The sequence below is a fragment of the Streptomyces bottropensis ATCC 25435 genome (assembly GCF_000383595.1).
Lineage (GTDB): Bacteria > Actinomycetota > Actinomycetes > Streptomycetales > Streptomycetaceae > Streptomyces > Streptomyces bottropensis.
On record NZ_KB911581.1, the window covers coordinates 2,283,436 to 2,295,226 of the forward strand.

7 protein-coding genes and 2 pseudogenes are annotated in these 11,791 nt (G+C 69.0%); 5 read left to right on the plus strand and 4 right to left on the minus strand.

Features of this window, described 5'->3' with window-relative positions; all coding sequences use genetic code 11:
- Positions 1–45 precede the first annotated feature (45 nt).
- Positions 46–3,216, minus strand: coding sequence for an AfsR/SARP family transcriptional regulator (locus STRBO_RS0110085; protein ID WP_005481642.1), 3,171 nt, complete (start codon positions 3,214–3,216; stop codon positions 46–48).
- A 1,007-nt stretch (positions 3,217–4,223) separates the two neighbouring features.
- Between STRBO_RS0110085 and STRBO_RS0110095 the strand changes: the two genes are divergently transcribed.
- Positions 4,224–5,372 (plus strand): serine hydrolase domain-containing protein, encoded by a 1,149-nt coding sequence (locus STRBO_RS0110095; protein ID WP_020114145.1) that lies wholly within the window; start codon positions 4,224–4,226, stop codon positions 5,370–5,372.
- Positions 5,373–5,380: 8 nt separating this feature from the next.
- Here STRBO_RS0110095 and STRBO_RS0110100 read toward each other — a convergent pair whose 3' ends face one another.
- Complete coding sequence (locus STRBO_RS0110100) at positions 5,381–6,571, minus strand: IS110 family RNA-guided transposase (RefSeq protein ID WP_005481656.1); 1,191 nt, start codon at positions 6,569–6,571, stop codon at positions 5,381–5,383.
- 677 nt (positions 6,572–7,248) lie between these two features.
- On the opposite strand from STRBO_RS0110100, the gene STRBO_RS0110105 reads away from it, so the two are divergent.
- From STRBO_RS0110105 to STRBO_RS40035, 4 genes and pseudogenes are all read left to right on the plus strand, one after another.
- Positions 7,249–8,088 (plus strand): alpha/beta fold hydrolase, encoded by an 840-nt coding sequence (locus STRBO_RS0110105; protein ID WP_005481660.1) that lies wholly within the window; start codon positions 7,249–7,251, stop codon positions 8,086–8,088.
- Between the two features lie 101 nt (positions 8,089–8,189).
- Positions 8,190–9,023 (plus strand): alpha/beta fold hydrolase, encoded by an 834-nt coding sequence (locus STRBO_RS0110110; protein WP_005481661.1) that lies wholly within the window; start codon positions 8,190–8,192, stop codon positions 9,021–9,023.
- A gap of 189 nt (positions 9,024–9,212) precedes the next feature.
- Entirely contained in the window at positions 9,213–9,356 is a 144-nt protein-coding gene (locus tag STRBO_RS43720) for a hypothetical protein (RefSeq protein WP_005481664.1), read from the plus strand.
- A 100-nt stretch (positions 9,357–9,456) separates the two neighbouring features.
- A pseudogene (locus tag STRBO_RS40035) lies at positions 9,457–10,322 on the plus strand (DEAD/DEAH box helicase); the annotation flags it as partial.
- A 342-nt stretch (positions 10,323–10,664) separates the two neighbouring features.
- Here STRBO_RS40035 and STRBO_RS44495 read toward each other — a convergent pair.
- Together STRBO_RS44495 and STRBO_RS0110130 are read right to left on the minus strand one after the other, a co-directional pair.
- A pseudogene (locus STRBO_RS44495) lies at positions 10,665–11,332 on the minus strand (nucleotidyl transferase AbiEii/AbiGii toxin family protein).
- A gap of 5 nt (positions 11,333–11,337) precedes the next feature.
- Entirely contained in the window at positions 11,338–11,730 is a 393-nt protein-coding gene (locus tag STRBO_RS0110130; RefSeq protein WP_005481672.1) for a hypothetical protein, read from the minus strand.
- Positions 11,731–11,791 lie beyond the last annotated feature (61 nt).

An 11,791-nucleotide genomic window follows, 5' to 3' on the forward strand; every position in this document is an offset into this window, starting at 1 on the left:
GAACCGTCCGGGACCGCAGGAGAAGCCTCATACGCCCGCTGAAGATCAGCGGACGGCGGACGAGTGGCCACCCGCCGAACCGTCCCGCTCGGAGCCCTGACGCGCAGGGTCACCACTCCTCGGCGTCGGGAGCCGATGGCTCCCCTCCGCCCTCTCCGGAACGGCGGGCGTAGGGTCCGAGTCCATGTCCAGAGCGGTGAGCCGGTCGCGGATCTGCTGAGCGCTGTGGGGCATGGCTCGCTCGACGGCGCCGTCGAGGGCGCATGCCCAGTCCGCTCGTGCCCCTTCCCGGTCGCCCAGGGCCAGCCGCGTGTCGCCGAGTCGCATCAGTGTGCCGATGGCGTTCCGGTGGTCCCCCAGTTCCTCGAACGCCCGCGTCGCCCGCTGGTACGTGGCCACCGACTCTTCGTAACGGCCGAGCATGCGGAGGTTGTAGCCCAGAATGTCCCAGGCTTGGGCCAGCTGCCACGGCGCGTCCAGCTGCTGGAACAGGGCGATGCCCTCCTCGCTGTACTGAAGGCTTTTCTCGAGCTGCCCCAGGTTGGATCGGAACCAGGCGAGTTCGACGAGGCACTCGGCCAACCACAACTCTTCACCTGTCTCCCGGGACAGCTCCAGTCCCCGCTCGGAGGACGTCACGGCCTCCTGGACCCGGCCGAACAGGAACAGCGCGCACGCCGTGACGTAGTGGGCTCGGGCCAGCTCACCGGTTGCGTCGAGCTCCTCGAAGATCGTGGTGGCGAGTCGCAGGTGGTGCAGGGCTTGTTCCTGATGGCCGAGATAGCCGTGGACGCCACCGAGGTGGCGTAGGCAACGGCCTTCTTCGAGGCGGTTGTTCTGGCGCCGGGCCACTTCGAGGGCGGGGGTCAGCGCGGTGATGGCTTCGGGCCAGAATTCCTGCCGGTAGAGATAGTCCTTGAGCGACCAGGCCAGCCCGGTGGTGTGGTGGTCCAGCTGCTGGCTGACGGCGGTGTGGAGCAGGCCGGTCAGCACCCGGTGTTCGGCGGTGAGCCATCGGGTTGCCTGCTCGATGGTGGTGAGGTTCTCCGGGGTGACGCCCGGGTTGGGTGTACCGAGGTCGAGTTCGGGCGTTGTGTCGTGTTTCAGGAGCTGGTTTGCCTCGTGGGCGGTGAACAGGTAGTGGTCCAGGACCCGGAGGGTGGCGTGGTGGCGTTCGTCGGTGGTGTCGTGGGTGTCGGTCAGTTCGGTGGCGTAGCCGCGCAGCAGGTCGTGCAGGCTGTAGCGGCCGGGTAGCGGCTGTTCCACCAGGCAGGCACTGACCAGGCAGGCGAGAGCACGGCGGGTCCGGGGGAGGGAAAGACCGGCGAGGCCGGCGGCGGCCGGGGCGGTGATGTGCGGGCCGGAGTGCAGGGCCATGAAGCGGAAGAGCCGGGCGGTGGACTCGTCCAGGGACTGGTAGGACCAGGAGAAGACGGCGCGTACATCGGTGGTGGTGTCGAAGCCGGTGAACGCGTCGAGGCCGCCGTGGGTGTGCCGCAGCTCGTCGGCGATGGCGTGAAGGGGGAAGGAAGGATCGAGTTCGGCGCGGGCGGCGACCACAGCCATGGCCAGGGGAAGTCGTCCGCACAGGCGGATGATTTCGGCTGTGGCGGCGGGCTCGGCGACCAGTCGTTCGGTTCCCAGGCGTCGTTCGAGGGCTTGGTGGGCCTCGGTTGGTGAGGGCAGGGGGAGTGTGAGGGGTTTGGCGCCGTCGGTGGTGATCAGGCCGGGGAGTTGGTTGCGGCTGGTGATCAGGGTGAGGCAGCCCGCTCCCGCGGGAAGCAGGGGGCGCACTTGTTGCTCGTCGCGGGCGTTGTCCAGGACGAGGAGGATCTGCCGGTCGGCGAGGAGGCTGCGGAAGAGTGTGCTGCGGCCGGGGGTGTCTTCGGGGATGCGCTGGGCGGGAACACCGAGGGCGGTGAGGAAGCCGTGCAGGGCGTTGCCGGGTTCGACGGCGGGTGCGTGGGGGTGGAATCCGCACAGGTTGACGAAAAGCTGACCGTCGGGGAAGGAGGGGGCGATGCGGTGGGCGTGGTGGACGGCGAAGGTGGTCTTGCCGACACCGGGAGCACCGCTGATGACGACGACAGGGGCAGCGGTCGGTCCCGGCCGGCCCGGTGCACCGCTCACGGCCGACAGCCACGCACCCTCGGCCGCCCGCCCGGCGAACACCGGCAGCGCGCGCGGCAGTTGTGCCGGACGCGCCAGGGGCGGCGACGTGGTTCTCTCGTCATCCGTGGCCGGGTAGCACCTCGCAGCGGACCGATCGGCCTCGTCGGCCGGTGCGTCGGCGGCCTGGCCGACGGGCGCGGTTGCCCTGCCCTCGTCCGGCACCCTGGACATGGCCGACCCGATCGGATCGCGGCCGTGCGCGGCACCCCCGCCGGGGACGGATGCCGCGCCGAATCTGTTCAGTTCATCGGCTGCGTGAAAGGGGGGCAGGTCGTGGTGAAGGATGCCGTGGTGCAGGGCACGTAGGGACGGGCCCGGTTCGAGGCCGAGTTCGTCGGCGAGGTGCCGGCGCAGGTCGGTGTAGCGCTGAAGCGCTTCGGGGTGCCGGCCGGCGAGGTACAGGGCGCGCAGCAGCAAGCCCCAGCCGGTTTCCCGCAGGGGATGCTCTGTGGTCATCTCCTGTGCCGCGTCCAGCGCTTCGGTGATCCGTCCTTGCAGGAGCAGGGCAGAGGTGCGGATCTCGCGGGTGGTCTGCCGCAGTTCTTCCAGGCGTGCTGCCTCGTGGATGGCGAACAGGTGGTGCGCGGCGTCGGCGAACGGGGTACCGCGCCACATCTCCAAGGCCTTTCCGGCCTCTTCCACGACGCGTTCGGGCCGGCCCTGCTCCATGAACCGGTGTGCCTGGGCAAGAGCCCGCTCGAAGCGTACGGTGTCACGGCTCTCGGGCGGCACACGCAGGGCGTAGCCCAGGGGTTCGGTGACCAGCACCTCGAAGGTGCCCTGTCGGCGCAGGTGCTGGGGTTCCAGGACCGCGCGTACCTTGCTGATGTGGGCGTGCAGGGAGCCCATCGCTGCGCCCGGTGTGCGTCCCGGCTGCTGCGGCCACAGTTCCTCGCACAGCGTCTGCGGAGTGACCGCCCGGCCGTCGGCGAGCAGCAGGCGGATCAGTAGCAGCCGCTGCCTGCGCCGACCCGGATCGAGTACCGTGCCCGCCCGTCGTACCACCAGCGGACCCAGCAGTCCGAAGTCGAGCCCCTGCCTCACAGTTGCCACCGTACCCACTCAGAATCCCGCTCGACGGCGCCGCCATCGGGGGCACACACATGACCATGACCCGCGGACCTGCGGGCGACCCGCTCCCGCGGTGACGAAAACCGCGCGCCGACACACCCGGGCACCCGCGCGACCCTCGTCGCGGTGACCTGTCCGCCGAGGTGGGGTGGGGGACCGGAGCATGTGATCGCCGTGGCGAGGACCCCGTCGTCCGCTTCCCGCATATCGGACAGGACATTAGCAGGACGCCACCCGGCGGGATGACTTCACCGGCGGCGCGATGCGCCGAGGTGACAGGGGCACCTTCGTCGGCCGCGGGGCCCGCAGCCACGCAGCATCCCACCCGTCCTGAGAGGAAGGCTCTCGCCGGCGGCCAGGCGCTGGGCAGCTTCCTCGTCCACGGGGAAACGCGGCCGCTGGAGCGCTGAGCACGGTGCGCGTCAGATGGCCCGGGACGAGTCCACCCTGGTCGAACGCCGGAGCTGCCGCCGCGTGGGCCCGTACCCGTGCCGACGGCACGTCCTTGGCCGGGTGCTCGCTGATGGGAAGGGGATGGCCGCGTCGCGCATCAGAGTGGAAGCGGTGTGCTGTTGCCGGCCGCATCGACGAACTGTCCGATGCGGGATTCGGGGGCGCTCCTCCGTCGGTTGCGCATGGCGGCCTCCTGGAGTTCGTCGTCGCTGCGCTCGTGCCCGGGCGCCATCGAGGTGCCCAGGCGGCGATAGAGGTTCAGCGGGCGAGCCCGAAGGTGGCGGCGCGGGGCAGGAACACCGTGCCCCGTACTTTTGCGTCGCCGGCGCCGAGACGTATCAGGTGCCTGGGTCCAGTTCGGCCGCCTTCTTCGCAGAGCAGGCCGGATTCCCTGTGGACGGCCCCTGCAGGTGACCTGCTGCCAGAGGGCCCCCGCGGACACCTCTCACCTGCGACGAAGCGTGAACCAGCGTGATGTTCATTCCGTTGAGTGGTCGAACGGTCGTCGTCAGGAGTGGGAAAAAGACATGGTCATCGTCGAAGGAACGAGCACCGCCCGGTTCGAACCGGTCCGAGCGGCGCTGGCAGCGCACCTGGAGTCCTGCGAGGAGTTGGGGGCGTCGATCGCCGTCGATGTCGACGGAGTCATGGAAGTCGATCTGTGGGGTGGGCATGCCGACGAAGCGCGGACCGTTCCGTGGCACCAGGACACGTTGGTCAGCCTGTGGTCGACCACCAAGACCCTCAGCAGTCTGGCGGCCCTCGTCCTCGTCGACCGGGGGGCACTGGATCTGCACCGCCCGGTCGCGCACTACTGGCCCGAATTCGCTGCTCAGGGCAAGCGGGACATCGAGGTGCGGCATGTCCTGTCACACACCTCGGGGCTCTCCGGCTGGCAGCAGCCCTTCACCATCGACGATCTGTACGACTGGCCGACCGCGAGCGCCCGGCTGGCCGCGCAGGCGCCCTGGTGGGAGCCGGGCAGTGCCTCGGGCTACCACGTGCAGACTCAGGGACAGCTGGTGGGAGAGCTTGTCCGGCGGGTCAGTGGCCGTACCCTGACCGAGTTCGTCGACACCGAGATCGCCAAGCCGTCACAAGCCGACGTCCAGATCGGTGCGCGGCAGGCCGACTGGCCGCGCATCGCCGAGCTGGTGGCCCCGTCGCAGCTCCCCGGAATGCCCGCCGGCCTCGATCCCGAGGGGATCTTCACCAAGACGTTGCTCGGAAGCCCCGCTCGGGACGAGCACGTCGACACCCCGCAGTGGCGCCGTGCCGAACTCGGAGCCGTCAACGGACACGGCAACGCACGAGGCATGGCCCGTGCCCTCTCCGTGATCTCACGGCGCGGTCAGGTGAACGGCCTCCGGCTCCTCTCCGCGGACACGGTGGACAAGGTCCTCGACGTACAGGCCGACGGAATCGACCTGTTCCTGGGCGTTCCCGTGCGCTGGGGCATCGGCTTCGCGCTCGCCGATGCGAGGACGATGCCGCACATGCCCACCGGAAGGGTCTGCTTCTGGGTCGGCCGGGGCGGTTCGATCGTCATGATGGACCTCGACCGGCGCGTCACGTTCTCGTACACGATGAACCGGCTGGGCGACGGAATACTCGGCTCGGAGCGCACCCACAGCTACATCAGGCATGTCTACGAAGTCCTGGACTCCACCTCCTAATGACGTTGTCAAGCCGCTGCTGTGACCGGGAGTCTGTCTTGGTAGCACCGTCCGTCACGAATCAGCGCCCACAGGACGTTCACGCGTCGACGGGCCAGGGCGAGGACCGCCTGGACGTGGCGTTTGCCTTCGGCGCGCTTGCGTTCGTAGAAGCGCCGAGAGGCATCACAGTTGCGGATGCTGATCAGCGCGGAGGTGTAGAAGACGCGTTGGAGGCCGCGGTGGTAGCGACGCGGCCGGTGCAGGTTGCCGTTGACGCTGCCCGAGTCCCGGGGAGTCGGAGCGACGCCGGCCATGCTGGCCAGCCGGTCGGCGGAGCCGTAGCGGCTCATGTCACCGGCGGTCGCGGCGAGGAACTCTGCGCCCATCAACGGGCCGATGCCGGGCATGCTCTCGATCACTTCGGCGAGTTCGTGCTCGCGAAACCGGGCCGCAATGAGCTTGTCGATCTCGGCGAGCTGCTCGTTGAGGCCCATCACCTCCTTCGCCAGGGTGTGGATCACCTGCGCGGTGATCTTCTCCCCGGCAAGCGCGGTCTGCTGTCGGTCGGCTGCCGAGAGAGCGGCTTCGGCCAGGGACTCGGCCCCGCGGACCTGGCGGTTTCTGAGCCAGGTCTCCAGCCGTTTGCGGCCGGTGCGGCGGAGAGCTGCGGGTGTCTGGTAGCCGGTCAGCAGGACCAGCGGGCCGACGTTGCCCAGATCGAGTACTCGTTCAAGTGCGGGAAAGATGCTGGTCAGTTGGCCGCGCAGGCGGTTGATTCGCCGGGTGCGGTCGGCGCTGATGTCGGCCCGGCGGCCGGTGAGGACGCGCAGTTCAACAGCGTGTTCATCGTCGGGCCGCAGTGTGGTCAGGTCCCGGCGCATGCGGGCCTGGTCGGCGATGACGACGGCGTCCTTGGCATCGGTCTTGCCGGTGCCTCGGTAGCCGGCGGCGGCTCGGTTGACCGCGAGGCCGGGTATGTAGACGAGCTGCTGGCCATGGTTGAGCAGGATGTTGATCCACAAGGCTGCCATGCCATCAGCGACGTCGACCGCCCAGACCACGTCTTCGTCGATGGCCATCACGTCGGCGAACAGGGCCAGGAGCTCCGGCTCATCGTTGAGTACCCGCCGCGACAGCAGTCGCTTGCCGTCGGCGTCGAGCACCACGCAGTGGTGGTGGGTCTTGCCGATGTCCGTCCCCGCCCAGATCAGGGCCACCTGTTCCTCCCGTCGTTCGAGGTGCGCGGTTCGTCCGGACGACCTCGCCAGCGTGGTCCTACTCAGCGATGCACCCGCAGGGGCCCGCAGCTCCTAATCAGCGGCCGAGTCGTCGTGAGACGCCGGGTGGCCAGGTGGGGTGAACCATCTTGTGCAACCGACTGAAAGCCATACCCGCCGTCTCTGGATCTCAGGACCTTACGACGACCCGTCCAACCCACCAACAACGTAGGACCGACTGAGGCCCGCCCGCTCCACCCCGGAGGCCCGGAGGCCCGGAGTCCCGGACCAGCAGTTCCGTGGGCAAAGCCCAGCGACTGACCGCCGAGCCCCACGCAGCCACGCTCGATGCCCGCGAACGAACATCCCGTCCCCGGGGTGAACCGGCCCTGTCTCCTCATCGTTGGACAGGACGAAAGACGTTCTGCCCCGGCAGTTGAGGGTTCGGGCGATGCTCCAGGGCCAGGTCGGCGGCAGCCCGGCAGCCGCTCTCCGGGCCGCTGCCGCGTGTCGCACAGCACCCATCCGATCCGCGCTGACCACCTGGCGCAGACGGAACGCACAACAACTCGGTCATCCACAAAGGAACCCGGTGCTTCGTTCCTCGAACGCACCGGCCCGCTTCGCCGGCGCACAGGCCGGTGAGAGCCGACAACCAAGGAAAAGGACATTCACGCATGCGCATCACCCGCCTGGCCCGACCGAGCCGCAGATCCGCCCTGCTCGGTGTCACAGCGGCCGTGGGGCTGTCTGTGGCCGCCGCCACCCTGCCCGGCGTAGCCGGTGCGGTGTCCCACCATCCGACACGTCCGACGATCGTGCTGGAGCACGGGGCGTTCGCCGACGCGTCGAGCTGGGACGGTGTCGTCACTCGGCTGCAGCGTGCGGGCTATCCCGTGGTGTCCGCCGCCAACCCGCTGCGCGGTCCGGCGACTGATGCCGCCTACCTGCGCAGCGTCGTCGACCACATCGACGGGCCCGTGGTCCTGGTCGGTCACTCCTACGGCGGTACCGTCATCAGCCAGGCCGCCGCAGGCCTGGAGGGCAAGGTGAAGGCGCTGGTCTACATCGCCGCGTTCCTGCCCGACACGGGCGAGAGTTCGCTCGGACTGACGAACAAGTTCCCCGGCAGCACCCTCGGCCAGGCGATCGAGTCCGTCAACTACACGCTGCCCGACGGTGGTCAGGGCGCAGACGTGTACATCAAGCCGGAAAAGTTCCGCGACCAGTTCGCTGCGGACGTGCCGGCGGACAAGGCCAGGCTCATGGCAGCAGGACAGCGTCCGATCGCCGCCGCCGCGCTGGAGGAGAAGTCGACGCAGGCAGCCTGGAAGACGATCCCCTCCTGGTCGCTGGTCACCACCGAGGACCTCAACATTCCCGTGGCCGCCCAGCGCTACATGTCGGCCCGTGCCGGGGCTCGCACCACGGTCATCGACGCGTCGCACGCGGTATCCGTGTCCCGCCCCGAGGCCGTCGCCCGCATCGTGGAGCAGGCGGCCCGCACGGTCCGCTGACCGACGGTTCCGCCCCGTCGCGTCATCGCACATCCCCACAGCCATGCCCACCCGGGCACTTCACCACCAGACGCGTTTCCCACCGAAAGGCAGTAACCAGCATGGCGTTCATCACCGTCGGCCAGGAGAACTCGACCAGCATCGAGCTGTACTACGAGGACCACGGCACCGGGCAGCCGGTCGTACTGATCCACGGCTACCCGCTCGACGGCCACTCCTGGGAGAAGCAGTCCGCCGCCCTGCTGTCGGCTGGCTACCGCGTGATCACGTACGACCGGCGCGGCTTCGGCCGCTCCAGCCAGCCCACCACCGGCTACGACTACGACACCTTCGCCGCCGACCTGAACACGGTCCTGGAGACCCTCGACCTCAACGACGTCGTCCTGGTCGGCTTCTCCATGGGTACCGGCGAGGTCGCCCGCTACCTGGGAACCTACGGCTCCGCCCGGATAGCGAAGGCAGCCTTCCTCGCCTCTCTCGAGCCTTTCCTCCTCAAGACCGACGACAACCCCGGCGGCGTCGACGGCACCATCTTCAAGGACATCGAAGGGGCAGTCACCGCCGACCGCTATGCCTACTTCACCGCGTTCTACGAGAACTTCTACAACCTCGACGAGAACCTCGGCACCCGCATCAGCGAGGAAGCCGTCCGCAACAGCTGGAACGTCGCCGCCGGAGCCTCCGCGTACGCCTCCCTGGCCTGCGTGGCGACCTGGTCCACCGACTTCCGTGCCGACCTCCCCAAGATCGACGTCCCGGCGCTGATCCTGCACGGCACCGCCGACCGCATCCTGCCCATCGAGGCCACCGGAGTACGCTTCCACCAGTCACTCCCGCAGGCGGACTACGTCGTCATCGACGGCGCCCCCCACGGCCTGCTGTGGACCCACGCCCAGGAAGTCACCCAGGCCCTCCTCACCTTCCTGGCCAAGTGACCGAACGGCCGACGGCCCTCCCGCCGGGAAAGGGCACGCGGCCCGTTACGCGGGGGACGCGAGGCTGAACCTGCTCGTTCGCTCGCGGGCCGCTCGTCGGCCGGACCGTGAACCGTGCGCACCCCGCCGTCGTCCCCACGACGGCGGGGTGCACGAACCTCTCCTGGATCCAGGACAGTTGCCCGCCGAGTGGCTCCGGCATGGTTCGAGAGCGGGAGTGACGCCTCCCTGCTCCTCCCGCGCCATCTCCAGCAGACCGAGGGGATGACCGGCGAACGCAGCTCCGCCGGGTCCCACTCGCGGAAGTACGTGCGGACCGTGACGCTCATCTGACGCGGAAAATGGTGGACGGGTCTGATGGGCCGAAGCCGCCTCTGGCCCTCATCTCGCGGGCTCTCACTCGAGGCGTTGCCCTGTGATGCCTTGAACAGGGAACGGACTCGGTCCCTTCGGCACATCGGCCGAGCCGATCGTGCGCCACCTCGTCGACCAGGGCTACCTGGACCGGGACGACGGAATGCTGTTCATCGGCCCGGAGGCGGAACGGCGCTCCGGCCACCGGCACTTCATGAACCTCACCGCCGTGTTCACCGCGCCCCCGCAGTTCACCGTCCTGCAAGGGCGCGCGGAGATCGGCCGCACCGACCCCAGCCTCCTCGCCGAACGGATCGACGGTCCGCGCAGGCTGCTGCTGGGCGGGCGGAGTTGGCAGGTCACGTACATCGACTGGCGGCGCAGGCGCTGCTTCGTCGAGCCCGTCGACGGGGGAGGAAAGGCCAAGTGGAGCAGCGCAGGGTTCGGCCCGGCGGGTTCCCATGAGCTGACGCGCGCCGAACGCCGGGTACTGCTGGGCGAGGACCCGCCCGTGCGGATGACGGGGCGGGCGACTGCCGCCCTGCGCCAGGCCCGCGAGGAGTACCTGGAGCGGGTGCACCCCGGAGGCACCCTGATCATTCAGGACACGGGCGGCCACCTGCGCTGGTGGACCTGGGCGGGCCATCGCACGAACGCCACACTTGCCGCGACCCTCGGCACGGTCGCCGTGCCGGCGCGCAGCACATCAACGACCGGTGGATCCGCCTGCGGGAGGACATCACCGCGCGTACCTGGAGCGATGCGACGCGGGACGTGACGGACCGGTTGTGCCTGCCGGACGTCGACGAACGCGCTGTGCGGGGGCTGAAGTTCGGCGAAGCCCTTCCTCCACGCCTGGCCGAGACCACCCTGTCGGCGCGGCTGGCCGACACGGAGTCCGCTACCGCCGTACTCGCGGAATCGGTGCGTTTTGTCCGGAGCTGATGGTGACGTCGTCGGTGGTGTTCCGGCTGACCTGGGAAGGGCGGCATGAGCGTGCCGAGCACAGAAAAAGCGGACATCCTGCCCAGTAGAGGACGCCGGTCCGGAACAATGGATTGACGATGGCCTCCAAGACGCCCGAGTCCTCCCCGCCCGTCGACCCTACTCCGCGGAGTCTTCGCCCACCTCACAGTTACCGGGGCTGCAGCCTTCTCGCCGACTGATTTCCCATGGCAGGCCCGATGTGCTTGAGATGGGACAAGTCCGCGACTGGCTGCTTTCCTACTTGCTCGTCTCTTGGCACTTGCTCTGGTCGCTTGCGGATGTGATCTCATCCGGACGTGATCAGTCGATGTCCGGCTCTCCGGCCTCTTCGAGGAGACGGTGGCGAGATCGTCGGCCCACTGCACGGCCCAGGTGCGGAGAGCGGTGATGGTGGCGTCATCGAGCCCATAGGCGACGAAGGCTTCGTCGTCGGTCCACTCGGCGCCTGTGAGGTTCGCCTGCAGATCCTCGCGCTCGAAGCGGCCACGGGCGTGGCGGCGGCCGAACTCCTCGAGTTCTGAATTGGAGCAGCGGCGGGAGGCCGCGAACACGTCGATCAGATCGCGGGGCGCTCCGCGGTCGGCGAGGGCGCGGACCTTGGTCCCGATCACGTCCTCCTCCGCGAGGACGGGCCCGTACGGACTCTGAGCGACCGGTCGCCAGAAGATCTCCTTGAGGATGTCGACTTCGCACTCCTGCCCGGTGCCGGGTCGGTCACGGTGAAACGGGCGGACAGCGGAGCGGTCTCCAGCGCGTGCACCTTCCAGCCGCGGGCTTCCAGGCCCACCTGGAGCGTGGCGGCGATATCGGCCATGGGCGCCGGGTTCTCGGTGGCGACATCAAGGTCCTGACTGGGGCGGTTCACAAGGCGGTGCGCCCCGTACGGCATATCCGCCGGTGAGGACCAGGGGATACGGCGAGCCGAGCGCGATCACATCCGCCAGGAGCCGCCTGTGCAGCTCCGGCATGTCCGTCACGCGGTTGCCCGGGCGCGGGAGGCGAGCTGGGGGAAGGCGTCTTCCCATACGGCGCGCACGGTGCGGCCGACGAGAGTGCGCAGCACCGGCCACAGATGGAGGAGCAGGTCCTCGTTGAGGTAGTGGGGCAGATCGTCGCGCAGGCCCTCGTGCAGGACAGTGCGGTACAGGCCCATGCGCTGGCGAGGCTTGCCCAGGTCGTACGAGGTCATCCCCGACCAAGCCATGTGTAGCGGCAGGTCTACGATCCCCTGGGTCGGGCCGTGCAACACGTCCAGCGACTCCGGCAGACGCCGCCGGAACTTCTCTCGGTACAGCGCGAGGTCCTCGGCGACCGCGCCCGAGGGGTCGCTCGGCGTGGGTGCGGCGTGCTGTGAGCTGGAGGGCATGACTCCATATGGCGGCCGGAGAAGCGGTGAGGGTCATGATGTGCGAGCTTGCGTCCGGAGT